Raw genomic sequence first — 25,577 nt, 5'->3', positions numbered from 1 at the left:
TTTTAAGCCCTGATCCGCCATATAGCAGCGACAATCAGGGGAAACCGGAAGACCGATGGCGCTCGACGTTCCGTTTGCGAAAATGAACGGGCTTGGAAACCTGATCATCGTGGCCGACATGCGCGGCCGCGCCGACACGATTGCGCCCGCGGCGGCCGTCGCGCTCAACGCCGCCCCGGAGACCCGCTTCGACCAGATCATGGCGATCCACGATCCGCGCCTCGATGGCACGGACAACTATATCGACATCCTCAATTCCGACGGCAGCCGCGCCCAGGCCTGCGGCAACGGCACCCGCTGCGTCGTCCAGGCGTTGTCGGCGGAAACCGGCAAGCCGAATTTTACCTTTCAGACGCCCGGCGGCATCCTCAATGCCGAGGAACATGCCGACGGCACGATTTCCGTCGACATGGGCAAGCCCCGCTTCCGCTGGGACGAAATCCCGCTCGAAGAGGAATTCCACGACACCACCGGCATCGAATTGCAGATTGGCCCGATCGACGATCCCGTGCTGCATACGCCGTCAGTCGCCAATATCGGCAATCCGCACGCCGTCTTCTGGGCGACGGACGATGTCTGGTCGCACGACCTCGCCCGCTTCGGCCCGCTTCTGGAGAACCATCCGATCTTTCCGGAAAAGGCGAACATCACCATCGCCAATGTCGTTGCGCGCGACCACATTGTCATCCGCACATGGGAACGCGGCGCCGGCCTGACCGAAGCTTGCGGGTCCGCCGCTTGCGCGGCGCTTGTTTGCGCGGCGCGCATGGACAAGACCGGCCGCAAGGCGACCGTGACGCTGCCGGGCGGCGATCTCCTTGTCGAGTGGCGCGACGACAACCACATCATCATGACCGGCCCCGCGGAATGGGAATTTTCCGGCCATCTCGATCCGAAATCCGGCGAGTGGGTCCGCGACGAGGACGCCCCGTCGCAGGAGGCCGGCTGATGGGCATCGACATCGTCACCTTCGGTTGCCGGCTGAACACCTACGAGTCGGAAGTCATGCGCCGCGAAACCGAGGCCGCCGGCCTTGGCGAACTCGACGGCGGCGCCATCGTCTTCAACACCTGCGCGGTGACCGGCGAGGCCGTCCGTCAGGCGCGCCAGGCGATCCGCAAGGCGCGCCGCGAAAACCCGGACGCGCGCATTATCGTCACCGGCTGCGCCGCCCAGACCGAGCCCGCCTCCTTCGGCGGGATGGACGAGGTCGATCTCGTCATCGGCAATGACGACAAGCTGAAGGCGCAGAGCTACCGAGCCCTGCCCGAATTCGGGATCAACCAGTTCGAGAAGGTGCGGGTCAACGACATTTTCGAGGTGACCGAGACGGCGTCGCACATGGTCGACGCCATCGAGGGCCGCGCCCGCGCCTTCGTGCAGGTCCAGAACGGCTGCGACCACCGCTGCACCTTCTGCATCATTCCCTATGGCCGCGGCAATTCGCGCTCCGTGCCGATGGGCGCGGTCGTCGAACAGGTGAAGCGCCTGGCCGGCAACGGCTATCGCGAGGTCGTGCTGACCGGCGTCGACCTGACCAGTTACGGCCCGGACCTGCCCGGTTCTCCGAAGCTCGGCAAGCTGGTACGCACGATCCTGCGCCAGGTGCCAGACCTCGACCGGCTGCGGTTGTCGTCGATCGATTCCATCGAGGCCGACGACGACCTGATGGATGCGATCGCCACCGAACAGCGCCTGATGCCGCATTTCCATCTGTCGCTGCAGCATGGCGACAATCTCATCCTCAAGCGGATGAAGCGCCGCCACGCCCGCGAGGATTCGATTGCCTTTTGCGAGGACGTCCGCCGCCTGCGGCCCGACGCCGCCTTCGGCGCCGATATCATCGCCGGCTTCCCGACCGAGACCGAAGCGCATTTCGAGAATTCCCTGCGGATCGTCGACGAGTGCGGCCTCGCCCATATCCACGTCTTCCCGTTCTCGCCGCGCGAGGGCACGCCGGCGGCGCGCATGCCGCAGGTGGCGCGCGAGATCGTCAAGCAGCGGGCGAAGCGCCTGCGTGAAAAGGCCGATCAGGCCTGGACGCGCCACATGCGACGCCTTGCAGGCACCCGCCAGGATGTGCTGATCGAGCGCGACAGCATCGGCCGCACCGCCGATTTCTCGCTGGTCAGCGTCGCTGGCCTGGCTGCCGGCCCCGGAAATATCGTCCCGGTCGTGATCGACGGCGACGATGGCGCGATGCTGACCGCAAATCCCGCTTTCGCGCTGGCGGCCGAGTAAGTATAGTCCGCACCATGGCATTTGGATTCGTTAAAAAGATTTTCTCCTTCGGCAAGAAGGCCGTCGAGGAAATCCCGGCCGAAGAGGCCGAAACCCAAGCAACAGAAACCGAAGCGCCGGCAGCCGAAGCCGCCGTCGAGGCTGCATCGTCTGAAGCGGCGACCGCCGCCGGCGAGCCGGATATTCCGCCGCCTCCGCCGGAGCAACCCGAGCCGCCGCAGCCCTCCGAGGAGCCCGCGCCCGGCGCACCGCAGGAAACGCCGCCGTCCGAGGAGCCGGTTCCCGGCGAAAGCCCCGAGGAACTGCCGCCCGGCCCGGATACGCCCGAGCCGGAGCACGCTCCGGACATTCCGCCCTCCGCTCCGCCGGAGGCGCCGCCGGTGCGCGAACCGGTCTACGAGCCGCCCTCCGAGGTTCCGCCGGAGCCTTACGAGGTTCCGCCCTATACCCCATCCGAAATTCCGCCGGGCGATTTCCCGGCGGAATTCACTTCTGCCGAGGCGAAAGCACCGGAACCGGCGGAAGAACCTGTCCCGGAGCCAGCTCCGGAACCCCAGCCCGAGCCGGTGATCGAACCCGTGGCCGCGCAAGAGCCTGAGCCTGAGCCTGAGCCTGAGCCTGAGCCTGAGCCTGAGCCTGAGCCTGAGCCTGAGCCTGAGCCTGAGCCTGAGCCTGAGCCTGAGACGCAACTCCGGGCCGAACCCGAAGTCCAGACCGCAGTGGACGTGCCTGTGGCGGAAGAGCCGATTTCGGAAGCTCCCGCCGCCGAAGCGGCCCCTGCCGAACCGAAAGGCAAGGTGCTGATCGGCGACGAACGGCCCACGCCCGGTGTCGACGAGGCCCCGCAACCGGAGCGCCGCAACTGGATCGCCCGCCTGACCACCGGTCTGTCGCGGTCATCGCGCCAGTTGTCCGACAACATCGCCGGCGTCTTTACCAAGCGCAAGCTCGACGACGACACGCTGCAGGATCTCGAAGACGTCCTGATCCAGGCCGATCTCGGCATCGAGACCGCCATGCGCATCACCGATACGCTCGCCTCCGGCCGTTACGGCAAGGAAGTGTCAGGCGAAGAAGTGCGCGGGATCATGGCGAGCGAGGTCTCCAAGGTACTGGAACCGGTCGCCCAGCCGCTGGAACTCGACCTGTCCTTCAAGCCGCATGTCATTCTTGTCGTCGGCGTCAACGGCACCGGCAAGACGACCACCATCGGCAAGCTCGCCGCCAAGCTGCGCGATGCCGGACTCAAGGTCACGCTCGGCGCCGGCGACACCTTCCGTGCCGCAGCGATCGAGCAACTGAAGATCTGGGCTGACCGCACTGGCTCCACCTTCGTCGGCACCAAGATCGGCGCGGACGCGGCCGGACTCGCCTGGGACGCCTACAGGACGGCGCAAGAGAACGGTTCCGACGTCGTGATCATCGACACCGCCGGCCGGCTGCAGAACAAGGCCGAACTGATGGACGAACTGGCGAAGATCGTCCGCGTGCTGCAGAAGCACGATCCCGAAGCGCCGCACACGGTGCTGCAGACGCTCGACGCGACGACCGGGCAGAACGCGCTCAACCAGGTCGAGATCTTCCGCAACGTGGCCGGCGTCAACGGCCTCGTTATGACCAAGCTCGACGGCACGGCGCGCGGCGGCATCCTCGTCGCCATCTCGGCCAGGTACAAGCTGCCGGTCTATTTCATCGGCGTCGGCGAGGGCGTCGACGATCTCGAGCCGTTCCGCGCCAACGATTTCGCCCGCGCGATCGCCGGGCTTGCCGCCTGATCAGTCGGCGGAAGCGAATTTTTTCGGTTTCAGCGCGTCACTGACCGCATTGATCGCCTCGATCCAGGTCGCGATATCGGCCGTCAGGCTTTCGGTCCAGGGCGTGACGAAGTTCAGCACGTGCAGCTTCGATGCGCCATCATAGAAGCTGATCTCGTGAGTGGACATGTCGAGATAGCCGTCGCGGTCGGAATCCGCGGCCGTCGCGCGGGCCTTGACGCGGGCCCTGCCGAGCGAACAGTCGAGCGGATCATCATAGCCGGTCGCATCGCAGAAGGTCACGAAGCGGCGATACTGGAACCAGCCTTGCGGCAACGGCGAACGCGGCATGGCGGCCGTTTCGCGGCGCTCGTGCACGGTGACACGGGCGTGGCCTTCCACCTTGGCGGAAAGAAGCTCGACGAGCGGACCGGTGGACTCGGCGTCGAACAGCTTGTCGTCGCGGATGCCCAGCTCGGCCTGTTGGCCATCGACGCCAAGCGTCCAGAGATAGCCGGGAAAGAGGTCGCTTCCGCACCGCAGCGCGCCGGGTGCGATGCCGGGCTGGATGTCGGCGAATTGCACGGCTTCTGGGCCGTTTCCGGCATCGGTCAGGAATTCGCAGGCGGCGGCGGGAGACGCCGTCAAGACAAACAGAACCGCGAGAACTCGGGAAAAAGATAATCTGGGCATCGCGCGCTCCTTTCGATGGGCGAAGCGCGCGGGAGGCAGGCTTCGCTTGGCGGCCCGGTTCCTCCCAGATGGCAGTCGCTCTGCCGAAGCAGAACGGTCGTCAGACGAGTGTGTGCCCGATTCATTGACGAACGATTAACCATAATACTCCCGAATGCTGCGCTGCAACATAAATGCGCCGCCTTATGCTGGCCGCTTCTTACTGGCAATTGCCCATCCGATCGCCTAGGTGAGAAACACGGTCAGGAACGAAACGCCGGAAAACACATGTCAAAGCCGATCTTCGAACGCGACCCCTCCGATCCCGCACGCGAGAAAATCAATCCGATGCTCAAGCTCGCGCTGGAACTCGGGCCGCTCATCGTCTTCTTTTTCGGCAATTCGCGCGGCGAGTGGCTGGCCGGGCATTTCCCGGTCCTCGCCGATGTCGGCGGTCCGATCTTCATCGCCACGGCGCTGTTCATGGCCGCCACGGTGATCGCGCTGGCCGCCTCCTGGATGCTGACCCGCACCCTGCCGATCATGCCGCTTGTTTCCGGCGTCGTCGTCCTCGTTTTCGGCGCCCTGACCCTGTGGCTGCATGACGAAGTCTTCATCAAGCTGAAACCGACCATCATAAACACCATCTTCGGCGGGCTTCTGCTGGGCGGATTGTTCTTTTTCCGCACGTCGCTGCTGCGCTATGTTTTCGACAGCGCCTTCAACATCGACGAGGAAGGCTGGAACAAGCTGACGTTGCGCTGGGGGCTCTATTTCCTTGCCATGGCGGCCGTCAACGAGATCATCTGGCGCAATTTCTCGACCGATTTCTGGGTCGCCTTCAAGGTCTGGGGTTTCACCCCCCTCGCCATTCTCTTCACCCTGTCGCAAATGCCGTTGATTACCCGGCATTCGCTGGACGAGCCGGAAAAGAAACCGGCCGGGGAATAGTTCACGCCGTCGCCGGGTGCGGCTTGCGCCAGCCCTCCATAGCGAGAAGCGCGCCGGCGCCGATCAGCGCCAGCATCCCGCCGAGCACGGCCGTGCCGGCATAGGTCGTGATCGCCGTACCGATCGCGAAGGTCATCGCCGCCACCATCTGGCCGACGAAGTTCGACACCGCCATCAGCGCCGCGCCGGCGCCCGGCCGCGCCGACATCAGGTCCTGCAGATAGCTGATCGACACCGACAGGATGATCCCGGCGCCGAACGCCGCCGGCACCACCAGAACATAGGTGGCCGCCATCGAGGTCATCGAGGCAAACAGGAACAGAAAGCCGGCATAAACCGCGCCGCCGAACGCAATCAGCCCCGCCTTGGAAACACGCCGCAATGCCAGTCCGCACATCAGCATGAACGGAATTTCCAGAAGCGCGATCGCACCGTGAAACCGGCCCACATCCGGCATCGCCCCGCCGATTTCCTTCACGATCAGCAGGCCGAATACCGCCATGTAGAGCTGGTTAGAACCGGTCACCAGGCCGACCGCCAGAATGCGTGCGGCGATCCCGCCTTTGGCAAGTTCCCGGAATGCCGCAACGAAGCGCAATCCCGATTTCGGGTCTTCGAGCTGGCCCGACGGCCCGGCCGGCCAGAAAATGGCGAACAGGATAAAACAGATCAGCGCCGAAGCCCCCGCCGAAAGATAGACGCCGATCAGCGCCATCCCGGACGCGAGCGCCAGCGACCAGAGCGGTGGCGTGATCACGAAGGCAAGCGAGAAGGAGGCGCGCATGATCGCGAAGATCTGGTCGGCATGCTCGCCGCCGCGGGTCCTTCCCGCCAGCCGCCCCAGCGCGAAAAGCTGGCTGAACACGCTGAAGCCCAGCGGCAGCAGGACGGTATGCGCGACGACGAATGCAACCGGCGAACCCGTGAGCCAGACGAGCGAATAGCCGGTTGTCGCGAAAACGAAGCTGAGCACCAGCATCTGGCGCCGGTTCGCGCGCTGGTCGGTCACGATCCCGACGACGACCGAGGTGATCACCATCACCGAGGAGGCGACTGTGAGCACCGCCGAATAGGCGGCGTCCGAAAGGCCGAGCAGTTCCACCGCCACCAGCGAGGCGTAGGGCATCACCGAGGAGACGGCCACGCCCGTCAGGAAGAGCGCCGTCACCGTCAGCCGCAGCAGCGGGTCTCGAAAAATGATGACGAAGGATGAAAGCACCGCTGCACTCCGGGAAACGTCGGCAGCATTGCATAGGCCCGGTGCGAATATCGGGCAATTCACTTTCAACTCAGAGTTTATGCCGCGGCGAATAAAAAACCCCGGGCAATTGCCCGGGGTTGTATCGGTCCGGTTGTGCCAGCCGTCAGCCGTGGCCTTCGAGAACGCCTTCGCGGACATCCTCGGCCTTGTCAGCCAGGGTCTCGATTTCGCCGGAGTTGAGACCGAGGTCCATGATCACGTTGATCGCGATCACGGTGTCGGTGCTGATCGGAACGGTCTTGTCCGATGCGACGCCCAGGAAGATTGCGGCGAGATCGGTTGTGCTCGCCGGATTGATCCCCATGGACGACAGGTTGAGCGTGCCGTCATACAGAGCTTCCAGCATGGCCAGGTTCTGCAGCGGCGAGTCGACGATGGTGATCGAATCCCAGTTGGCGGCAACATAGTCCGCGAAGGCCTTGGCGCTCAAATCGTAGATATTGGCCGTTGCCGGGTCCCAGTTGGTGAGGACTTCGTCCAGTGCGCGCGCGAGAACCTTCGAGGGCGAGCGCGCGACGCTCAGCCGGCCGAGTTCGACTTCCGGAATGCCTTCCTGGGCCCAGGCGGGCTTGCCGCCACCATCACCCTTGCCGGCCTGACCGGCCTTCGGACCTTTTCCGTCCGAGTCTTCACCGGCATTGTCGGGGCGTCCGCCCTGACCGCCCGACCCATGATCGCCGCCGTCGGCATCATGGCCGCCACCACCGTTGCCGCCGCCACCGTTGCCGCCGCCGCCATTACCGCCACCGCCATTGCCGCCGCCGCTGCCTTCAGCGATCGCGGTATGCGTGCCCAGATCGAGCAGGTTGTGGCTTCCGACGGAAATTCCGCCAACCAGGAAGGCGAAAGCCGATACACCGGTCAGCAACGCGATTTGCAGTTTTTTCTTTTTGTTCAGCAGAATCATAAATTTCTCCTCGATCGCTGTAGGGGCAGGGGCGATTCCCTTCCTCCCTTGCGCGATCCAAGCGGCGAAGCGCCTCCCGATCATTGATACATGTCAATCGGGGTATGTATGCTGAAATATAATATTCTGTAAGGTAAACGGCCGGCGTTAAGTCGGCTTGTCAGCACCGAAAAAGGCGGAGGCACGTGCCTCCGCCTTTTGATTGCGCCGCGCTCAGGCGGTGGCTTTCGTCTTTTCCATGCGCTTGCGGTCGACGGGATCGAGATATGTCTTGCGAAGGCGTATGTTCTTCGGCGTCACCTCCACCAGCTCGTCGTCTTGGATCCAGGACAGCGCCCGGTCGAGCGTCATCTTGATCGGCGGCGTCAGCTTGACGGCTTCGTCCTTGCCTGCCGAACGGATGTTGGTGAGCTGCTTGCCCTTGAGGACGTTGACCTCGAGATCGTTGTCACGGGTGTGAATGCCGATGATCATGCCCTGATAGACCTTGTCGCCGGGCTCGATGATCATCGGGCCGCGGTCTTCCAGGTTGAACATCGCATAGGCGACCGCCTCGCCGGGCTGGTTGGACAACAGCACGCCATTGGTGCGGCCGCCGATCTCGCCCTTGTAGGGCTGATAGTCATGGAACAGGCGGTTCATCACGGCGGTGCCGCGGGTGTCGGTCAGCAATTCCGACTGATAGCCGATCAGTCCGCGCGTGGGTGCATAGAAAACCAGACGGACGCGGTCGCCGCCCGACGGGCGAAGCTCGGTCATCTCGGCCTTGCGCTCCGACATCTTCTGCACGACGACGCCGGAATGCTCCTCGTCGACATCGATGACGACTTCCTCGATCGGCTCCATCAACGTTCCGTTTTCGTCCTTGTGCATGACGACGCGCGGACGCGACACGGCCAGTTCAAAACCCTCGCGGCGCATCGTCTCGATCAGCACGGCCAGCTGCAATTCGCCGCGGCCGGAGACATAGAACGAATCCTTTGAATCGGATTCTTCGATCTTGAGCGCCACGTTGCCCTCGGCTTCCTTGAGCAACCGGTCGCGGATGACGCGGCTCGTCACCTTGTCGCCCTCGGTGCCGGCAAGCGGCGAATCGTTGACGAGGAAGCTCATCGTCACGGTCGGCGGATCGATCGGCTGCGCCTGCAGCGGCTCGGTCACGGACGGATCGCAGAACGTGTCGGCGACCGTGCCCTTGGACAGGCCGGCGATGGCGACGATGTCGCCCGCATGCGCCTCTTCGACGGGCTGGCGTTCCAGGCCGCGGAAGGCGAGGATCTTCGAGATCCGGCCGGTTTCGATCTGTTTGCCGTCCCCAGACAGAACCTTGACCGACTGGTTCGACTTGATCGAACCGGAATGGATCCGGCCGGTAATGATGCGGCCGAGGAACGGGTTGGCTTCGAGGATCGTCCCGATCATTCGGAACGGTCCCTCGGCGACCGTCGGTTCGGGAACATGCTCGAGGACGAGATCGAACAGCGGTGCCAGCGACGCGTCGGCCGGTTTTTCCGTTTCTGGCGCCATCCAGCCGTCGCGGCCGGACCCGTAGAGGATCGGGAAATCGAGCTGCTCGTCCGTGGCGTCGAGCGCCGCGAACAGGTCGAACACCTCGTTGATGACCTCGTCGGCGCGCGCGTCGGAGCGGTCGATCTTGTTGACCGCGACAATCGGGCGGAGCCCGACCTTCAGCGCCTTGCCGACGACGAACTTGGTCTGCGGCATCGGGCCTTCGGCGGCGTCGACCAGCACGATCGCGCCATCGACCATCGACAGGATGCGCTCCACCTCGCCGCCGAAATCGGCGTGTCCGGGCGTGTCGACGATATTGATACGCGTTCCTTTCCATTCCACCGAGGTCGCCTTGGCGAGAATGGTGATGCCGCGTTCCTTTTCGATGTCGCCGGAATCCATCGCGCGTTCCTGCACGCGCTCGTTTTCCCGGTAGACACCGGATTGTTTCAACAGTTCGTCGACCAGCGTTGTCTTGCCATGATCGACATGCGCGATGATCGCGATATTGCGGATTGCCATGTCTTGATTCCGAAAATGAAAGGCCGGGCTCTTCGGCCCGGCATTGCGTTGTTGAGGTGCTCATACCGGCTTTTTCGCAATTGCGAAAGACCGTCCGTGTTTTGACGTCACGAACCAATGCCTAATGAATTGTTAACCCGGGTGGCGCAGTTTGCGTTCCGGGAGAACGAACCATGGCATTACTTCATATCCTGTCCGCCGCGGCTCTTGCTGCGGCCGTTGCAATTGCCGGCGACGCCGTGACCGCGCCCGACACGAACCCGACCGCCGCCGAACTGGCCTACGCCGATGCGCCTTACGGCGTGGACCCGATGGTGACCGGACCGGTCAGCAAGGGTTTCGAAACCCGGCGACAGATCGCTGGCTGCGACCTGGCGCGCTGGCCCGATATCCCGCTCGCCTGCTACCCGGACTAGGATGCTCTGCCGGACGCCTCGCTAACCAGCATCAGTTCGCCTATGTTTTCGGCTGTCACATAGCCCGTGAGACGTCCCTCGCGGTCCGTCACGCCGACCGCCGGGGCGTTCGCGCCCTGCAGGAGCTTGAACGCGGCGTCGAGCATTTCGGTTTCGCCGATCACCGGGATGTCCCGGATCATCACCTCGTACACCGGCGCCGACCGGCCACGCTCCTGCAGCGACGCCACCATACCTTCGCGCGTCAGGACGCCGCGCAGATTACCGCCACCATCGACGACGGGGAACTCGTGCTGCGTCGTGCGCAGCAGCGCCTCTGCCGCATCGCCCAGCGTCGAGGCCGGACCGAGCGCATCGTAATGCGTGATCATGGCGTCGCGAACCTTCACCTTCGAGGCGATTGCCTGCAGGCTCGTCGCCTGGGATTCCGAGGCGGCGGCGACATAGACGAAGATCGCCACGAAGATCAGCAGGACATTGCCGGAAAGAAGCCCGAGAAAACCGAAGAAAAAGGCCGCCACCTGGCCGACGCGCGCCGCGATTTCGGTGGCATGAACGCGCGAATACCGCATGGCGAGCAACGCCCGCAACACCCGCCCGCCATCCATCGGAAAGGCCGGGATCAGGTTGAACAGCACCAGCACGATATTGACCACCGCAAGCCGCGCGACAAAACCGAGCGACGTGTTTTCGATCTGCGAGATCGTCGCGATGTCGGGATACCGTCCCAAGGCAATGATCAGCACGGCCGCGATGACGACATTCACCAGCGGGCCGGCGACCGCCACGACGATTTCCTCGCTCGGCTTTTCCGGCATGTGCTCCAGTTGCGCGACACCGCCGATCGGCAGCAACGTGATCTGCGGCGTCTTGATGCCATAGCGCCGCGCGGCGGTCGCATGGCCGAGTTCATGCAGCACGACGCAGGCGAAGACAGCGACGATGAACGCCACGCCCTCTATCGCCGCCGAACTGCCGCCCTGCTGGTAATACGCAATGCCGATCCACAGCAGCAGCAGGAAGAAGGTCAGGTGAATGCGGATCTCGGTTCCCGCAATCTTCGCGACCGGAAATGACCATTGCATCGCATGAACTCCAGATTGGCGCGGCGGCCGCCGCTTTCGCTTGTCCCGGCCGGGATGCGATGACCAGCCGGCTTGCGGCAAGGCTGACAACGCGACCCTTTCTATCTAAGTGGTACTGGATCGGGAAACCAGCAAGGACTTGGCGGCATGCAAATCGGTATGATCGGACTGGGCAGGATGGGCGGCAACATGGTGCGCAGACTGCTGCGTGCCGGTCACGAATGCATCGTCTACGACATTCACCCCGACAGTGTCGCCGCGCTTGAAGCCGAAGGCGCCAAAGGCGCCGACAGCCTCGAAAGCTTTGTTGAGTTGCTGCAACCGCCCCGCACGGCCTGGATCATGCTGCCGGCGGCGATCGTCGGAAAGACGGTCGACAGCCTCGCCGCCCTGATGGCGCCGGACGACATCATCATCGACGGCGGCAATTCTCCCTACCGCGAGGCCGTTGACGCCGATGAACGGCTCAAGGCATCCGGCATCCACTTCGTCGATGTCGGGACCAGCGGCGGCGTCTGGGGGCTGGATCGCGGCTACTGCCTGATGATCGGCGGCGACCGGCAAGCCGTGCAGCGGCTCGACCCCGTCTTTGCAGCGCTCGCACCGGGCGGAGAAGGCGAAACCCCCGCCGAGCGCGGCTATCTGCATTGCGGCCCGGCCGGCGCGGGGCACTTCGTCAAGATGGTCCATAACGGTATCGAATACGGCATGATGGCGGCCTATGCCGAGGGCATGAACCTGCTGAAAGCGGCCAATGCCGGCGCGCGGGACCGCGACGCCGATGCCGAGACCACCCCGCTCGACCATCCCGAATATTACCGTTTCGATCTCGACGTCGCGTCCATCGCCGAGGTCTGGCGCCACGGCAGCGTCATCTCGTCCTGGCTGCTCGACCTGACGGCGCAGGCGCTAAGCCAGGATCCGAACCTCGACGGCTATGATGGCCGCGTATCCGATTCCGGCGAGGGCCGCTGGACGATCAATGCGGCGATCGACACCGGCGTCCCGGTTCCGGTCCTGTCGGCGGCGCTCTTCCAGCGCTTTACGTCACGCGGCGAATCGGAATTCGCCGACCGTCTCCTCTCCTCGATGCGCTTCGCCTTCGGCGGACATCTGGAGAAGAAATAGGCCGGATCAGACCAGCCCGCGTTTCTTCAGCATCGCGTCCGGCGTCGGCAGGCGGCCGCGAAACGCCTTGTAGGCGTCCTCCGGATCGACGGTGCCGCCCGACGAATAGATATGCGTCTTCAGCTTCTCGGCGATCTCGGCGTTGAACGGATCGCCGGTTTCCTCGAAGGCGTCGAAAGCGTCAGCATCCATCACTTCCGACCACATGTAGGAATAGTAGCCCGCCGAATAGCCGTCGCCGGCGAAGATGTGCTGGAAATGCGGCGAGCGGTGCCGCATCGCGATGGCGTCGGGAATGCGAATATCCTCCAGAACCTTCGCCTCGAATTCCAGCGGCTTTTCCGGAGCGTTCTTCCTGGCGTGATAGGCTATGTCGACCAGCGCGCTAGCGGTGTATTCGACCGTCTCGAAACCGGCATTGAAGGTCTGCGCCGCCAGCACCTTGTCGAGCAGTTCCTTCGGCATCGGCTCGCCCGTCTCGACATGCAGCGCATAGGTGTTGAGCACCTCCGGCACCGTCAGCCAGTGCTCGTAAAGCTGCGAGGGCAGTTCGACGAAGTCGCGCGAGACGCTGGTGCCCGAAACCGACGGATAGGTAACGTCCGACAACATGCCGTGCAGCGCGTGGCCGAATTCATGGAACAGCGTGCGCGCATCGTCGAAGGACAGGAAGGCCGGCTTTCCTGCGGGCGGTTTGGCGAAATTCATCGTGTTGAGGATGATCGGCGGCTCGCCGAGAAGCTTCGACTGGCTCTGCAGCCCGCTCATCCACGCGCCGGACCGCTTCGAGGGCCGCGCGAAATAATCGCCGATGAACAGCGCCTTGTGCGAGCCGTCCGGGTTTTTCACGACCCACAGCCGTGCGTCGGGATGATAGAGCGGCGCACCCTTCACCTCCTGGAAAGTGATGCCGAACAACCGCGTCGCAACCGCGAACGCCGCCTGGATCATCTTTTCGAGCTGCATGTAGGGTTTGACGTCGTCGTCGGAAAAATCGAAGCGCTGCTGGCGGATTTTCTCCGCGTAATAACGCCAGTCCCATTTCGCCGGCGCGAAATTGTGGCCCTCGGCTGCGATCAGCTCCGCGATGTCGTCGGCTTCCTCCCCGGCGCGCGCAACGCCCTTTTCCCAGACGGTTTCGAGCAGATTGCTCACATTGCCCGGCGTCTTGGCCATCGTGTCGTCGAGCTTGTAGGCGGCATAGGTCTCGTAACCGAGCAGCGCCGCCTGCTCCTGGCGTAGCGCCAGTGTCTCGGCGATAACGTTTGTATTGTCGGTCTCGCCGCCGTTTTCGCCGCGCGCGGACCATGCAGTGTAGACCTTTTCGCGCAAATCACGCCGCGTCGAATAGGTCAGGAACGGATCGGCGATCGAGCGCGACAGGCTGACGGCATGCTTGCCGGGATGACAGCGCTCCTCGGCAACCGAGGCGAGCGCATCGACCAGCCAGCCCGGCAGGCCCTCGAGATCGGCTTCGTCCTCGAGAAACAGGACCCAGTCGGATTCATCCTTGAGCACATTCTGCCCGAACTGCGTGCCGAGCGTCGCCAGCTGCTCGGTGATTTCGGCAAAGCGTTTCTGCGCCGCGCCCTCCAGCGCCGCGCCGGAGCGCACGAAACCCTTCCAGCGCCGTTCCAGCACGCGGTATTGTTCCGTCGTCAGGCCGAACGCATCGCGCTTTTTCCACAGCGCGTCGACACGGGCGAACAACGGCTTGTTCATGGCAACCGCGGTGCGGTGGCGCGCATAGAGCGGCGACACCGTGCGCTCGACCGCGCGAATCGTATCGTTGGTGTGCGAACCGGCGCGGTTGAAGAAGATCGCCGACACCCGCGACAGCTTCTCGCCCGCCCTTTCCAGCGCCTCCACCGTGTTCTCGAATGTCGGCTCGGCCGGATCGGCGGCGATCGACTCGATCTCGGCCAGATGCGCATCGAAGGCCGCTCGGATGACGGGTTCGAAGTCCTCGTCGCGGATCGCCGTGAAATCCGGAAGGCCATGCGGGCCGGTCCAGTCGGTCAGCGGCGAGATGGTGGCAGTCGCGGTCATAGAGGCTCCTTGCGGGATCGGGAAATGGTTTGCTGTTTCAGCTAGGCGATGAATGCGCGGTTTCCAAGATGCATTCTCGCGATCCGGCGCCGAAGAACGAAAGCGGCGCTTGACAGACCCCGGAAATATAGTAAGTCGGACTTATTATATGCATGACTTATGAAAGACCTTGCCCGTGATCGATTCCGAGACATTCGGCTTCATGGTGACCGACATCGCGCGCATGACGCGCGCGATGCTGGAGAAGCGCATTGCGAGCGCCGGCCTCGGCATCACACCGGGCGAGGCGCGCGCGCTGCTCCATATCGCGGCACTGGAAGGCGCGCGGCAGAGCCAGATCGCGGAGCGCCTCGGCATCGAGCCGATGACGGCATGTGTTTACATCGACAAGCTGGAAAAGCAGGGCCTCGTCACTCGCGCGCCCGATCCCGATGATCGGCGCGCCAAGAATGTCGTCGCAACCGAGACCGCGAAGAAACTGATCGACCGCATTCTCGAACAAACCGCGGCCATCCGCGAGCAATCGTTTGCCGGCCTCGCCCCGGCCGAGCGCGACACGATGATGGAAGCGCTCAAGCAGGTGCGCGCCAATCTCTACGGCCTTCTGACCTCCGAGACGGCGGAGGTGGACCCGCAATGACAGCCCCGATCATGAGCGTTCGGCGCACGACGTTGATTTCGTCCGTCCTGGTGGCGCTCGGCCCCATCTCCATGGCGCTCTACACGCCGGCCATGCCGCAACTCGTCGAGGCGTTCCAGACGACGCCCGCCGTGATCAAGGCGACTTTGACCGCCTATTTCGCCGGCTTCGCGTTCTTCCAGCTCGCCGCCGGGCCGGTCGCCGACTCATTCGGGCGGCGCTTGTCGACGCTGGTCTTCATCGCGATCTACATCGCCGGAAGCCTCGGCGCGGCGCTGGCGCCGAACGTCCATGTGCTGATCGCCGCCCGCCTTGTGCAGGGCATCGGCGCGGCGATCGGCGTGACCGTTTCGCGCGCCATCGTGCGCGATCTCTTTCCCGGCGACGCCGGTGCGCGCATTCTCAATCTCGTCGGCATCATGCTCGCCGTCGCGCCGTCGATCTCGCCGGCGCTCGGCGGCTTCACGGTCGCGGTCGCCGGCTGGCATGCGGTGTTCGTGCTGATGCTGCTCTTCGGGGTAGGCATCGGCGCGATCGGCCTGTTCGCGTTGAAGGAGACGATCGTACCCGATCCGTCACGGTTCCGCCCAGGCAGGATCGCGCGCTCTTACGGAGAACTTCTTCGCAGCGCCGAATTCATGACCTCGGCCATCTCTGTCGCCTTCGGGGCGGGCATCTTCTATGCCCTGGCGACGATGCTGCCCTTCGTGATGATCGATGTCATCGGCATGACGCCGATGCAGTTCGGTTTCTCGATGCTGTGCCAGTCGGGCGTGTTCTTCCTGGGATCGGTGGCGTTTCGTGTGATGATGCGCTGGATGACGCCGCGCCAGGCGGTCGCCCCCGGCCTTTGCTTCATCTTCGCCGGAAGCGTTTCGATGGCGATTGCGCCGCATGTGTTCGGGCCGTCGCTGCTGACGGTAATGGGATCGGTAGCGTTGATGTCCTTCGGCGTGGCGATGATCATGCCCTACCTGCTGATGGCGGGCATGCGCCCGTTTCCGCATATTGCGGGCCAGGCTTCGTCACTGACCGGCTTCTTCCAAGTAGGCTCGGGGCTGGTCGGCGGAACGGTGGGCGCCTGGATCGGTTCGCCGGTGGCCTCGATTTCCATCGTGATCCCCGCCATGGGCGCGGTCAGCATCATCGCCTATCTGTTCTACCGGCGCGTCGAGGCAAGGTTGGCCCGCGGCGAGGCGATGCCGCAGGAGGTCGCCGCGCCGGTGACACCGGCGCCGGCGGAATAGTCGCTGTCAGCTGTTGCGCTTGCGCGCCGCCAGCGTGCGCAAGCGTAGCGCATTGAGCCGGATGAAGCCCGCCGCGTCCTTCTGGTCGTAAGCGCCGCGATCGTCCTCGAAAGTGACAAGCTCTTCCGAGTAGAGCGATTTCGGCGACTTGCGGCCGGTGGTTATGACATTGCCTTTGTAGAGCTTCAGACGGACCGTGCCCTCGACATCCTTCTGGCTGTGGTCGATCGCCGCCTGCAGCATCTCGCGCTCCGGCGAGAACCAGAAGCCGTTATAGATCAGTTCCGCGTAGCGCGGCATCAATTCGTCCTTCAGGTGCATGGCGCCACGGTCGAGCGTGATCGATTCCATGGCGCGGTGAGCGGCGAGCAGGATGGTGCCGCCCGGCGTCTCGTAGACCCCGCGCGATTTCATCCCGACGAATCGGTTTTCAACGAGGTCGATCCGACCGATGCCGTTGTCGCGGCCGAGATCGTTCAGCGCAGCGAACAGGGTCGCCGGCGACATTGCCTTGCCGTTCAGCGCGACCGCGTCGCCGTTCCTGAACTCAATTTCGATCTCGGTCGCCTCGTCTGGCGCGTCCATCGGCGAGACGGTGCGCATGTGGACATATTCCGGCGCTTCCATCCACGGATCTTCCAGCACCTTGCCCTCGGAAGAGGAGTGCAGCATGTTTGCATCGACCGAGAACGGCGCCTCGCCATGCTTGTCCTTCGGCACCGGGATCTGGTGATCCCGCGCGAAATTGATCAGGTCGGTGCGTGACTTGAAGGTCCAATCGCGCCACGGCGCGATCACCTTGATGTCCGGATTGAGTGCATAGGCCGACAGTTCGAAACGGACCTGGTCGTTGCCCTTGCCGGTGGCGCCATGCGCGATGGCGTCGGCGCCGGTTTCCTCGGCAATTTCGACGAGGCGCTTGGAAATCAGCGGCCGCGCGATCGACGTGCCAAGCAGGTAGACGCCCTCGTAGACGGTGTTGGCGCGAAACATCGGGAAGACGAAATCGCGGATGAATTCCTCGCGCAAATCCTCGATATAGATTTCCTTGATGCCGAGCATCTCGGCCTTCTTGCGCGCCGGCTCGAGCTCGTCGCCCTGTCCGAGATCGGCGGTAAACGTCACGACTTCGGCGCCGAGTTCGGTCTGCAGCCATTTCAGAATGATGGAAGTGTCGAGTCCGCCCGAATAGGCGAGCACGACCTTTTTGACGTCTTTCTTTGCGGCACTCATTTCGCTTCTGTTCCAGTCGATTGCGGGATTGGGAAAATCGCGCGCACCATATTGCGTTTGCGCGGCGGTGCAAGCGGTTTGCTTTGATTAGCGCTGCCGCGCCACCGTCCATTCGGCGAATGCGGCCAGAACCAGAAAGATCACGATGGTCATGGTGAAGCCGAGAACGGCATCGGAAAGATAGTGCGCGCCGAAGGCGACGCGCAGCACGGCCATGGCGACGGCAACCACCCCGACGGCAAGCGCCGACCAGACGTAGCGATGAACGGCGAGTAGCAAAGCGATACACATCAGCCATCCCGCTGCTGCCGCCTCGCCGGAGACGAAGGAACAGTTCGACGCGCAAAGACTGGTCCTGGTGCCCGCCTCGACAAAAGCGAGCCAGCCGCCGAAATCCTCTGTCATCCACGGCCGCGGACGGCCCCAATGCGCCTTCAGAACGCCGTTGACGATCAGACCGGGTCCGAGAATCAGGGCCGCCACCAGCACCGTCTTCAGCCGCACGGCGGCATTGCGCCAGCGCCGTCCCGCCCATAATTCGGCCGCCAGCACGATCAGGGCGATGATGCCGAGAATCGCCGGCAACGGATGGAGGATTTCGCGAATGCTGTAGAGGACCGGCGTGCCGGCGAACGGGAAACCCGAACAGCCCATGCCGTTGGCCCGCTCGGTCGCCGCGCAGGCGGCCGAATCGAAGAACCAGCCTGACACCGCGAGATCCAGCTGCGGCGCGAGGCGGAACTGCAGCAGCAGCACGAACCACACTGCCGCCGCGACGGTAGCGACGAGCGGATCGGCGAGCGGCCCGAACGGATTGTTGGCGCGCGGTATCGGCAAGAGTGTCACGGTCCTTGTTGGTTCGGCGTTCCCTGTGGCATGGTGCGCCACACCCTGCAAGTCCGGGCGCATCGACGCAAACGAGATCACGCCGCAATGCCTGTCTTCATTCCCGATTGGCCGACGCTGGCCGCATTTTCCGTCGCCGCGATCGTCCTCGCGATCACGCCCGGACCCGATATGACGCTGTTCCTGTCGCGGACGCTCAGCCAGGGCCGCGCCGCCGGTTTCGCCTGCATGTTCGGCGCCTATGCCGGCGTCGCCATCCATACGTCCATGGTCGCGCTCGGCCTGTCGGCGCTGATCGTCGCCGCGCCCGCCGCCTTCGCCACACTCAAGGTCGTCGGCGCTGGCTACCTCGTCTGGCTCGCCATCGACGCGATCCGCAACGGTTCCTCGCTGACGATGAAGACGGAAAAACGGCAGGCGCCGCATGTCGGCGCCAGTTTCCTGACCGGCATCGGCATCAACCTGCTCAACCCGAAGATCATCCTGTTCTTCATGACTTTCCTGCCGCAATTCGTCGCCGCCGGCGATCCGCATGCGACCGGCAAGTTCTTCTTCCTCGGCGCACTGTTCATGGTCATCGCCATACCGATCACCTCCGCGATGGTGCTGGCCGCCGGCTGGATGTCGGCAACGCTCAGGCAAAAGCCGGTCGTCACCCGCGTCATCGACTGGCTGATGGCCAGCGTCTTCTCCGCCTTCGCGGTGAAGATCCTGCTTACCCAGTCGCGCTAGGGATCAGCCTATTCGCCGTGCCCGGCGATCATCATCGCTTCATAGGCAAGCCGCTCGGTCTTCTTCATCCGTTCCGACGCTGACTTGAGCTGGCCACAGGCGGCGAGGATGTCCTGGCCGCGCGGCGTGCGGATCGGCGAGGCATAGCCGTTGGCGTTGATGAAATCGGCGAATTTCTCGATCTGCTCCCAGTCGGAACATTCGTAGTTCGAGCCCGGCCACTTGTTGAACGGGATAAGATTGATCTTGGCCGGGATGCCCTTCAGCAGTGTCACCAGTTGTTTCGCGTCGGCGAGGCCGTCATTAACGCCCTTCAGCATGACATATTCGAAAGTGATGCGCCGCGCGTTCGACAGGCCGGGATAGGCCCGGCAGGCATCGAGCAGGTCTTTGAGCGGATACTTCTTGTTGATCGGCACCAGCACGTCGCGCAGTTCGTCGTTGGTCGCATGCAGCGAGATCGCCAGCATGACGCCGGTCTCCTCGCCTATCTTCACGATCCCGGGCACGACGCCGGAGGTCGACAGCGTGATGCGGCGCTTCGACAGCGAAAGCCCGTCGCCGTCGGCGAAGACGAGCAGCGCGTCGCGCACATTGTCGTAATTGTAGAGCGGTTCGCCCATGCCCATCATCACGACGTTGGACACCTTGCGGCCTTCCGACGGAACGATGGCGCCCTGCGGCGTGTCCTTGTCGGGAAAATCGCCGAGCCGGTCGCGCGCCAGTAGCAGCTGCGACACGATTTCCTCGGAGGTGAGATTGCGCACGAGGCGTTGCGTGCCGGTGTGACAGAAGGTGCAGGTCAGCGTGCAGCCGACCTGGCTCGAAACGCACAACGTGCCGCGCCCCTCCTCGGGGATATAGACGGTCTCGACCTCGACCGGACGGCCGGCGCCGCGCGGCGGAAACCGCAGCAGCCATTTGCGCGTGCCGTCGTTGGAAACCTGCTCCTCGACGATTTCCGGCCGCGCGATGGAGAAATTCTCCTTCAGCATCGCGCGCAGGTCCTTCGACACATTCGTCATGTCGTCGAAATCGGAAACGCCACGCACATAAAGCCAGTGCCACAATTGCTGGACGCGCATCTTCACCTGGCGTTCCGGCACGCCGGCGTCCTTCAGCGCGTCGCCGAGTTGCGCGCGGGTCAGGCCGATCAGCGTCGGCTTTTCGGCCGCCGCCAATCGCGCGGTCTCGCCGGGCGCCTCGCGCACAGCGCTTTCTGTCAGGTCGATGGAAACGCCCATGGTCAATCCGTCATGTCTGCAAGATGCGCGCCTTATCATACCGGGGACGCCGCGTCACGTTGCCTCAAACGGCGAAAGCCGGGATCAGGTCCCGGCATCGTCCGTTACGGCGTATATAGTGCGTTATTTGCAGTTCTGAATGGCGTCGAGCGCCGCCGTCACGCCGGACAGCGAATATTCATAGGTCGTGTTGGTGCCACGCCGCGACACCGCCTTCACGATCATTTTGGTGCCTGCTTTCATCGCCGCCACCAGCGCCGGTTCCTGAGCCGCATTCTCGACCCATGCGGAATTTTCCTTGGTGAAGAACGTAAACGGTTTTCCGTCAACGCTGACCGTGACCTTGGAGCTTTCTTTCAGCGTGTAGCCAGCCATGAACTGCGGTTCATAGGTGACGTTCTGCTTGGTGCGCTGCGTCACCAGGAAGAAATTGTCGCCATGGTCGACATTGGCCGGTTCTTTCGAGGTCGGCACGGACAGCGCATAGCAAACCTTGCCGCCGCCCGAATCATAGCTGAACGCGCCCCAGTCGTTAAACTCGCCGATGCGTGTCGGCGTCTGCGCCATGGCGCTTGCCGCACTGCTCGCAAGCACACTCGCTGCCAGCAATCCCGCGAAGACTTTCGCTCTTGTGAACATATTCCCTACCGGTTTTTGTCGGTCACGCATGAAACATGAGGATTTGGTTAACCCAATCTGGACGAGTTAGGGTTACCAAACCGTGAACGGAACGCCAATGATTTTACCCTTTTCGCCCGCCCGCCTTGTGATGCGCGACACCGTTGTCCCAACGCGTGACGATTGCAGCGGGAAAGCGGCAAGAGTTTGACTTTATTCCGCAAAGCGGATGACAGACCTGCCCTCGCGGCACTATCATTGCCGAGCGGGACCTGATCCTGCCCCGATCTACTTAAAACGGGAATTCTGGCAACCGACGGATCGAATGGACAAAAAGCAACACAAGCATTTTGCGGCGCTCGCAAGCGCAGTTGCCACGTCCCGGGACAGGACAGCCTTCACCGAACTGTTCGATCACTTCGCCCCGCGCATCAATTCCTACCTGCGCCGCATGGCGCTGGAGCCCGGCCAGGCCGAGGAACTCACCCAGGAGGTGATGATGGTGCTGTGGCACAAGGCGGACCTGTTCGATCCCGCGAAGTCGTCGCTTGGCACCTGGCTGTTCCGCGTCGCGCGCAACCGTCGTATCGATCTGGTCCGCCGCGACAAGTCGGGGCTGCTCGATCCCGACGATCCGGTTTTCCAGCCCGACGAGCCGGAATCCGCCGATGTCATCCTCGAGTCGGAACAGCGCGACGAACGCGTCCGCGAGGCCCTGAAAGACCTGCCGACGGAACAGCTGGAGCTCGTCCGGAAGGCATTCTATCTCGGCCAATCACACAGCCAGATCGCCGAGGAAACCGGGCTGCCGCTCGGCACGGTCAAGTCGCGGATCCGCCTCGCCTTTGCGCGAATGCGCGCCGCGCTGGAAAGCGACGCGCGGATCGATACCGATTTCCCGTAATCGGCGCGCGGCCCGGGGCCGCGTGAAAGTATTAAACAATTTGTAGGAAATTAATACTTGATTGAGTAATAATCGATTCGCGCCGGCATGATACCGGGCCCCAGATTCCGGCAAACCGTTTCAATGATTGTCAGACGATATTGCCGCCGGGAGCAGGCATGACCTCTATTTCTTCGATCAATTCCTCCGCCCTGCAGATCATGCGGCAGTATCAGCCGTCTTCGCCTGCGGTCGGCGACACCGCTCCCGTCGGAAATGACATCGTCGCAACCGCCAACGGTGTCGGCGATCCTTTCCGCGACGCGCGTGCAGCGGCCTCCGAATCCGTTTTCAGCGTAAACCATGTCGATGTCACCAAAATGAAGCTCGATCTGATGGAGAAGGTCGGAGAAGCGTTCGGGATCAAGATGGACGATTACGACAGCCAGGCGTCTTATGGCTCTGCCATCCGCAGGGTGGTTTCGGAGATCAAGAAACAAGACGACGGTTCCCTCGTCCTTGCCGGGATCGAAAAGGACCTGGGGCTGGACAAGCTCGGTATGTCGATCGACTCGATGATCAACGCCATTATCGATCCGCAGGGTGATGACGGCGAGAAGCTGGATGCCGCTCTAAAACGGCAAGCGGGTGAAGACGGGCAGACACAGGGTGCGGCCTCTGTTCTTGCCTCGATCACATTGGACGATACCGGGATTTACGGTCCGTCGGCCTGACCGGCGCCTGTCGGACGGGCTCAAACGTCGATTACGGGATTATCCGTTTCCGCCTCGTCATTTCGGTGATCGGCAAGCGCCCGGCGCGCCGCGAGGCGATGTGCGTCGGTGATGTTGCTGCGCACCGCACCGAGCGCCGCCATCAGCACCGCGACATCGTCGGTAAAGCCGACGCCGAGCAGGAAATCGGGAATGAAATCGAGCGGCAGGACGAAATAGGCGAGCGCGGCCAGAAGGATGCCGCGCACCCGCGCCGGCGTCTTCGGATCCAGCGCGCAGAAATAGCCGGCAACGACGTCTTCCATGAACGGTACCTTGCGCGCCGCCTTCCGGACCGTCGACCAGAACTGCTCGCGCACACGCTGCTCGCGACGGTTCTGCTCCTCGCCGGAGCCCGGTTCGAGGATCTCGCCGATCAGCGCGTCATCCATGCCGTCTTGTCCGTTTTTCATGCGACAAATGTGGTGAACCGTGCCGCCGGCTTCAAGCGGCCGCCGCATCCATCGCGCCGGCGAGCTTGAGATCGAGCTCCGTGACGCCGCCGGCGTCATGCGTCGTCAGGGTGACCTCGACGCGGTTGTAGACGTTGAACCACTCGGGATGATGGTTCATCTTTTCGGCCGTGATCGCCATCTCCGTCATAAAGGCGAAAGCCTTGCGGAAATTCTTGAACTTGAAGGTCTTGCGGATCGCGTTGCCGTCGTCCGCAACGGTCCAGCCCTCGAGCTTGTCCAGCCCGGCGGCGATTGCGCCTGCGTCGAGTTTCTCCCGGCTCACCGTACCAGGCGCTCGGCGGCCGGCGCGTTTTTTGCCACGTTGGGAACCGAAATGCGCGGCGTCAGCGGATAGCTTTCCTCGACGATATAGGGTCCGCCGCCGACCGATTCCCGCGACGACATCAGGACGAACCGGTTCACCGCGAACGGCGGCACATGGAAATTGCCGCGGCCCGACAGATAGCGCGCCACCTGTTCCGGCGGCGTGTTGCGCAGCCGCGCGATGGTCACATGCGGCGTGAACTTGCGCGGATCGGCTGGCAGCCGCAGCCGCTGGCAGATGCGATCGATTTCCGCCTGCAATTCGGTCAGGTCGGGCGAGGCTGTGGGGGTCGCGAACAGCGAATGCGGCTTCTTGCCGCCGAAGACGCCGAGACCGGACAGTCCCAGCCGGAATTCGAACCGCCGCACCCGCGACAGCGCATCGGCGAACTCGTCGGCGACATGGTGTTCCACATCTCCGATAAAGCGCAGTGTCAGGTGGTAATTTTCGACGTCGATCCAGCGGGCGCCGGGCAGTCCTCCACGCAGCAATGACAAGGACATCGCCGCATTGTGCGGAATTTCCAGGGCGGCAAACAGACGCGGCATGACGCTCTCCCCCGTGCTCGGAAGTGTGACAGGCAAATCACTTTGTCCCCACCCGAATCGAATCACGGACCGGCTGACCGCGCAAGCTAAAACTGGGATCGGACTTTGGCGCAGGGCCTGTCCGCACGCGCGGCGGAAACCTTTCTAGTCGCCGCGTGCGGCGAGATAATCCCGCATGACGGGCAGGATTTTCGCCACCATGGCATCGACGCCGGCCGGGTTGGGATGCATGCCGTCGCCGAGCAGTTTGGCGCGGTCGGTGATCGCACCGTCGAGGAAAAACCGGTGGAAAGGCAATTTGTACTTTTCGGCCAGCTCCGGGAAGATCGCATCGAATTTCGCGGCATAATCCTCGCCCATATTCGGCGGCGCCAGCATGCCCGCGAGGATGACGTCGATGCCGCGTTCCTTTAGCCGGCTGATCATCTTGTCGAGATTGGCGCGCGTGATGTCCGGTGAGAGACCGCGCAACGCATCGTTTGCGCCGAGTTCCAGGATCACGAAGTCCGTTCCGTCGGGCACCGACCAGTCGAGTCGCGCCAGCCCGTCCGCCGTCGTGTCGCCGGACACCCCGGCATTGGCGATCGTCACGTCGTGGCCTTCGGACCTGAGCGCCGCCTGCAGCCGGTCGGGAAAGGCCTCGCCCGGGCCAAGCTGATATCCCGCCATCAGGCTGTCGCCGAACCCGACGCCGGAGAGCGTTTCGCCCGCCTCGGCGAGGCGAACGGCGCCAAACAGCAAACCGGCGAGGAGAAAAATACGTAACCAGACTTTGAACATCGCCGCTCCGACACCATTTTGTCCCAATGCCGTTCATATAGGATCGATCATCCGTGACAGAAGCTCTCATTTCCCTCACCGACGTCGATCTGAAGCTCGGCAGTGGCGTTAACGCCGTCCATGTCCTCAAAAGCGTGCATCTCGACATCGGCGCCGGAGAATCGGTCGGCGTTGTCGGGCCGTCCGGATCGGGCAAGACGACGCTCCTGATGGTTCTCTCCGGTCTCGAACGGCCCGACCGCGGAGACGTGAAGGTGGCCGGCGCGACGCTCAACGCGATGCGCGAGGATGCCATCGCCGCCTTTCGCGGCCAGAACATCGGAATCGTCTTCCAGTCCTTCCATCTGATTCCGAACATGACGGCGCTCGAAAACGTCGCCGTCCCGCTCGAACTCGCCGGCGCGCGCAACGCCTTCGAGAAGGCCGAACGGGAACTCGCTTCCGTCGGATTGCAGGACCGCGTCACCCACTATCCGGGGCAACTGTCGGGCGGCGAGCAGCAGCGCGTCGCCATTGCCCGCGCGCTCGCGCCCGATCCCAAGATCCTGATCGCCGACGAGCCGACCGGCAATCTCGACGGCGATACCGGCCACCTGATTTCCGAACTCCTGTTCTCCAAACAGCGCGAGCGTGGCATGACCTTCGTGCTCGTCACCCACGATCTCGATCTGGCGCGCGAATGCGACCGCCGGGTGATGGTCGATTCCGGCCATGTCCGCGAACGAAATCCCCTCGACGAGGCCGCGGAATGACCC

The 25,577-nt window shown here is 63.4% G+C and carries 26 protein-coding genes; 12 read left to right on the top strand and 14 right to left on the bottom strand.

Annotation, left to right across the window (positions count from 1 at the left end; translation table 11 throughout):
- The first annotated feature begins 55 nt into the window (after positions 1-55).
- From dapF to ftsY, 3 genes are read left to right on the top strand one after another with little or no spacing between them, the layout of a single operon-like run.
- Positions 56-949 carry a diaminopimelate epimerase gene (dapF, locus tag IG169_RS01960; protein ID WP_193174453.1) on the top strand — a complete coding sequence of 298 codons (894 nt, stop codon included), beginning with the start codon at positions 56-58 and terminating at the stop codon, positions 947-949.
- Positions 949-2,241, top strand: coding sequence for a tRNA (N(6)-L-threonylcarbamoyladenosine(37)-C(2))-methylthiotransferase MtaB (gene mtaB, locus IG169_RS01955; RefSeq protein ID WP_193174452.1), 1,293 nt, complete (start codon positions 949-951; stop codon positions 2,239-2,241). The genes dapF and mtaB overlap by 1 nt, the downstream gene beginning before the upstream one ends.
- Before the next feature lie 14 nt (positions 2,242-2,255).
- Positions 2,256-4,016 (top strand): signal recognition particle-docking protein FtsY, encoded by a 1,761-nt coding sequence (gene ftsY, locus IG169_RS01950; RefSeq protein ID WP_193174451.1) that lies wholly within the window; start codon positions 2,256-2,258, stop codon positions 4,014-4,016.
- Here ftsY and IG169_RS01945 read toward each other — a convergent pair whose 3' ends face one another.
- Positions 4,017-4,688 (bottom strand): hypothetical protein, encoded by a 672-nt coding sequence (locus tag IG169_RS01945; RefSeq protein ID WP_193174450.1) that lies wholly within the window; start codon positions 4,686-4,688, stop codon positions 4,017-4,019.
- 267 nt (positions 4,689-4,955) lie between these two features.
- Here IG169_RS01945 and IG169_RS01940 point away from each other — a divergent pair, with 267 nt between their 5' ends.
- Positions 4,956-5,618 carry a septation protein A gene (locus IG169_RS01940; protein WP_193174449.1) on the top strand — a complete coding sequence of 221 codons (663 nt, stop codon included), beginning with the start codon at positions 4,956-4,958 and terminating at the stop codon, positions 5,616-5,618.
- 1 nt (position 5,619) lies between these two features.
- On the opposite strand, the gene IG169_RS01935 is transcribed toward IG169_RS01940, so the two are convergent.
- From IG169_RS01935 to typA, 3 genes are all read right to left on the bottom strand, one after another.
- A complete protein-coding gene (locus IG169_RS01935; RefSeq protein ID WP_193174448.1) occupies positions 5,620-6,837 on the bottom strand; it encodes an MFS transporter in 1,218 nt (405 codons plus the stop codon).
- 145 nt (positions 6,838-6,982) lie between these two features.
- On the bottom strand, positions 6,983-7,786 hold the full coding sequence (locus IG169_RS01930) for a hypothetical protein (RefSeq protein WP_193174447.1): 804 nt from the start codon (positions 7,784-7,786) through the stop codon (positions 6,983-6,985).
- Between the two features lie 213 nt (positions 7,787-7,999).
- Positions 8,000-9,820, bottom strand: a complete 1,821-nt coding sequence (gene typA, locus IG169_RS01925; protein WP_193174446.1) for a translational GTPase TypA — start codon at positions 9,818-9,820, stop codon at positions 8,000-8,002.
- 173 nt (positions 9,821-9,993) lie between these two features.
- Here typA and IG169_RS01920 point away from each other — a divergent pair, with 173 nt between their 5' ends.
- Positions 9,994-10,236: a hypothetical protein gene (locus tag IG169_RS01920; RefSeq protein ID WP_193174445.1), complete on the top strand. Its 243-nt coding sequence runs from the start codon at positions 9,994-9,996 to the stop codon at positions 10,234-10,236.
- Here IG169_RS01920 and IG169_RS01915 read toward each other — a convergent pair.
- The gene (locus IG169_RS01915) at positions 10,233-11,321 is read right to left on the bottom strand and encodes a site-2 protease family protein (RefSeq protein WP_193174444.1); all 1,089 of its coding nucleotides are present in this window, start codon (positions 11,319-11,321) and stop codon (positions 10,233-10,235) included. The two genes, IG169_RS01920 and IG169_RS01915, sit on opposite strands and share 4 nt — an antisense overlap.
- A 147-nt stretch (positions 11,322-11,468) precedes the next feature.
- Between IG169_RS01915 and gnd the strand changes: the two genes are divergently transcribed.
- Positions 11,469-12,449, top strand: coding sequence for a phosphogluconate dehydrogenase (NAD(+)-dependent, decarboxylating) (gene gnd, locus IG169_RS01910; protein WP_193174443.1), 981 nt, complete (start codon positions 11,469-11,471; stop codon positions 12,447-12,449).
- A gap of 6 nt (positions 12,450-12,455) precedes the next feature.
- Here gnd and IG169_RS01905 read toward each other — a convergent pair whose 3' ends face one another.
- Positions 12,456-14,498, bottom strand: coding sequence for a M3 family metallopeptidase (locus IG169_RS01905; protein WP_193174442.1), 2,043 nt, complete (start codon positions 14,496-14,498; stop codon positions 12,456-12,458).
- 175 nt (positions 14,499-14,673) lie between these two features.
- Here IG169_RS01905 and IG169_RS01900 point away from each other — a divergent pair, with 175 nt between their 5' ends.
- On the top strand, positions 14,674-15,138 hold the full coding sequence (locus tag IG169_RS01900) for a MarR family winged helix-turn-helix transcriptional regulator (RefSeq protein ID WP_343225538.1): 465 nt from the start codon (positions 14,674-14,676) through the stop codon (positions 15,136-15,138).
- Positions 15,135-16,385 (top strand): multidrug effflux MFS transporter, encoded by a 1,251-nt coding sequence (locus IG169_RS01895; protein ID WP_193174440.1) that lies wholly within the window; start codon positions 15,135-15,137, stop codon positions 16,383-16,385. The genes IG169_RS01900 and IG169_RS01895 overlap by 4 nt, the downstream gene beginning before the upstream one ends.
- A gap of 6 nt (positions 16,386-16,391) precedes the next feature.
- Here the strand turns inward: IG169_RS01895 and IG169_RS01890 are convergent, their stop codons facing one another.
- Together IG169_RS01890 and IG169_RS01885 are read right to left on the bottom strand one after the other, a co-directional pair.
- On the bottom strand, positions 16,392-17,618 hold the full coding sequence (locus IG169_RS01890; RefSeq protein WP_193174439.1) for an argininosuccinate synthase: 1,227 nt from the start codon (positions 17,616-17,618) through the stop codon (positions 16,392-16,394).
- Positions 17,619-17,705: 87 nt separating this feature from the next.
- Positions 17,706-18,464 (bottom strand): phosphatase PAP2 family protein, encoded by a 759-nt coding sequence (locus tag IG169_RS01885; protein ID WP_193174438.1) that lies wholly within the window; start codon positions 18,462-18,464, stop codon positions 17,706-17,708.
- 87 nt (positions 18,465-18,551) lie between these two features.
- Between IG169_RS01885 and IG169_RS01880 the strand changes: the two genes are divergently transcribed.
- Positions 18,552-19,196 (top strand): LysE family translocator, encoded by a 645-nt coding sequence (locus tag IG169_RS01880; protein ID WP_193174437.1) that lies wholly within the window; start codon positions 18,552-18,554, stop codon positions 19,194-19,196.
- Between the two features lie 8 nt (positions 19,197-19,204).
- Here the strand turns inward: IG169_RS01880 and rlmN are convergent, their stop codons facing one another.
- The gene (rlmN, locus tag IG169_RS01875; RefSeq protein ID WP_193174436.1) at positions 19,205-20,440 is read right to left on the bottom strand and encodes a dual-specificity RNA methyltransferase RlmN; all 1,236 of its coding nucleotides are present in this window, start codon (positions 20,438-20,440) and stop codon (positions 19,205-19,207) included.
- A gap of 123 nt (positions 20,441-20,563) precedes the next feature.
- Complete coding sequence (locus tag IG169_RS01870) at positions 20,564-21,079, bottom strand: invasion associated locus B family protein (RefSeq protein WP_193174435.1); 516 nt, start codon at positions 21,077-21,079, stop codon at positions 20,564-20,566.
- Positions 21,080-21,383: 304 nt separating this feature from the next.
- On the opposite strand from IG169_RS01870, the gene IG169_RS01865 reads away from it, so the two are divergent.
- Both IG169_RS01865 and IG169_RS01860 read left to right on the top strand, forming a co-directional pair.
- Positions 21,384-21,962, top strand: a complete 579-nt coding sequence (locus tag IG169_RS01865; RefSeq protein WP_193174434.1) for a sigma-70 family RNA polymerase sigma factor — start codon at positions 21,384-21,386, stop codon at positions 21,960-21,962.
- A gap of 140 nt (positions 21,963-22,102) precedes the next feature.
- The gene (locus tag IG169_RS01860; protein WP_193174433.1) at positions 22,103-22,675 is read left to right on the top strand and encodes a hypothetical protein; all 573 of its coding nucleotides are present in this window, start codon (positions 22,103-22,105) and stop codon (positions 22,673-22,675) included.
- Between the two features lie 20 nt (positions 22,676-22,695).
- Here IG169_RS01860 and IG169_RS01855 read toward each other — a convergent pair whose 3' ends face one another.
- The 4 genes from IG169_RS01855 to IG169_RS01840 form a co-directional block, all read right to left on the bottom strand.
- Entirely contained in the window at positions 22,696-23,106 is a 411-nt protein-coding gene (locus IG169_RS01855; RefSeq protein ID WP_193174556.1) for a YkvA family protein, read from the bottom strand.
- Between the two features lie 52 nt (positions 23,107-23,158).
- On the bottom strand, positions 23,159-23,452 hold the full coding sequence (locus tag IG169_RS01850) for a 4a-hydroxytetrahydrobiopterin dehydratase (protein WP_193174432.1): 294 nt from the start codon (positions 23,450-23,452) through the stop codon (positions 23,159-23,161).
- Entirely contained in the window at positions 23,449-24,042 is a 594-nt protein-coding gene (thpR, locus tag IG169_RS01845) for an RNA 2',3'-cyclic phosphodiesterase (protein ID WP_193174431.1), read from the bottom strand. Before thpR ends, IG169_RS01850 begins: the two co-directional genes overlap by 4 nt.
- Before the next feature lie 144 nt (positions 24,043-24,186).
- Positions 24,187-24,822, bottom strand: a complete 636-nt coding sequence (locus IG169_RS01840; RefSeq protein WP_193174430.1) for an arylesterase — start codon at positions 24,820-24,822, stop codon at positions 24,187-24,189.
- Between the two features lie 53 nt (positions 24,823-24,875).
- On the opposite strand from IG169_RS01840, the gene IG169_RS01835 reads away from it, so the two are divergent.
- Positions 24,876-25,574, top strand: a complete 699-nt coding sequence (locus IG169_RS01835) for an ATP-binding cassette domain-containing protein (protein ID WP_193174429.1) — start codon at positions 24,876-24,878, stop codon at positions 25,572-25,574.
- The last annotated feature ends 3 nt before the right edge of the window (positions 25,575-25,577 follow it).

This window comes from Oricola nitratireducens (assembly GCF_014904745.1).
GTDB lineage: Bacteria > Pseudomonadota > Alphaproteobacteria > Rhizobiales > Rhizobiaceae > Oricola > Oricola nitratireducens.
The sequence above is the reverse complement of the archived record's forward strand: the minus strand, read 5'-3'. Positions and strand labels throughout refer to the sequence as shown.

Bases quoted from the DNA above. Each gene is read 5' to 3' on its own strand.
- dapF (WP_193174453.1), top strand. From the start codon at position 56: ATGGCGCTCGACGTTCCGTTTGCGAAAATGAACGGGCTTGGAAACCTG.
- mtaB (WP_193174452.1), top strand. From the start codon at position 949: ATGGGCATCGACATCGTCACCTTCGGTTGCCGGCTGAACACCTACGAG.
- ftsY (WP_193174451.1), top strand. From the start codon at position 2,256: ATGGCATTTGGATTCGTTAAAAAGATTTTCTCCTTCGGCAAGAAGGCC.
- IG169_RS01945 (WP_193174450.1), bottom strand. From the start codon at position 4,688: ATGCCCAGATTATCTTTTTCCCGAGTTCTCGCGGTTCTGTTTGTCTTG.
- IG169_RS01940 (WP_193174449.1), top strand. From the start codon at position 4,956: ATGTCAAAGCCGATCTTCGAACGCGACCCCTCCGATCCCGCACGCGAG.
- IG169_RS01930 (WP_193174447.1), bottom strand. From the start codon at position 7,786: ATGATTCTGCTGAACAAAAAGAAAAAACTGCAAATCGCGTTGCTGACC.
- typA (WP_193174446.1), bottom strand. From the start codon at position 9,820: ATGGCAATCCGCAATATCGCGATCATCGCGCATGTCGATCATGGCAAG.
- IG169_RS01920 (WP_193174445.1), top strand. From the start codon at position 9,994: ATGGCATTACTTCATATCCTGTCCGCCGCGGCTCTTGCTGCGGCCGTT.
- IG169_RS01915 (WP_193174444.1), bottom strand. From the start codon at position 11,321: ATGCAATGGTCATTTCCGGTCGCGAAGATTGCGGGAACCGAGATCCGC.
- gnd (WP_193174443.1), top strand. From the start codon at position 11,469: ATGCAAATCGGTATGATCGGACTGGGCAGGATGGGCGGCAACATGGTG.
- IG169_RS01905 (WP_193174442.1), bottom strand. From the start codon at position 14,498: ATGACCGCGACTGCCACCATCTCGCCGCTGACCGACTGGACCGGCCCG.
- IG169_RS01895 (WP_193174440.1), top strand. From the start codon at position 15,135: ATGACAGCCCCGATCATGAGCGTTCGGCGCACGACGTTGATTTCGTCC.
- IG169_RS01890 (WP_193174439.1), bottom strand. From the start codon at position 17,618: ATGAGTGCCGCAAAGAAAGACGTCAAAAAGGTCGTGCTCGCCTATTCG.
- IG169_RS01880 (WP_193174437.1), top strand. From the start codon at position 18,552: ATGCCTGTCTTCATTCCCGATTGGCCGACGCTGGCCGCATTTTCCGTC.
- rlmN (WP_193174436.1), bottom strand. From the start codon at position 20,440: ATGGGCGTTTCCATCGACCTGACAGAAAGCGCTGTGCGCGAGGCGCCC.
- IG169_RS01870 (WP_193174435.1), bottom strand. From the start codon at position 21,079: ATGTTCACAAGAGCGAAAGTCTTCGCGGGATTGCTGGCAGCGAGTGTG.
- IG169_RS01865 (WP_193174434.1), top strand. From the start codon at position 21,384: ATGGACAAAAAGCAACACAAGCATTTTGCGGCGCTCGCAAGCGCAGTT.
- IG169_RS01855 (WP_193174556.1), bottom strand. From the start codon at position 23,106: ATGGATGACGCGCTGATCGGCGAGATCCTCGAACCGGGCTCCGGCGAG.
- thpR (WP_193174431.1), bottom strand. From the start codon at position 24,042: ATGCCGCGTCTGTTTGCCGCCCTGGAAATTCCGCACAATGCGGCGATG.
- IG169_RS01840 (WP_193174430.1), bottom strand. From the start codon at position 24,822: ATGTTCAAAGTCTGGTTACGTATTTTTCTCCTCGCCGGTTTGCTGTTT.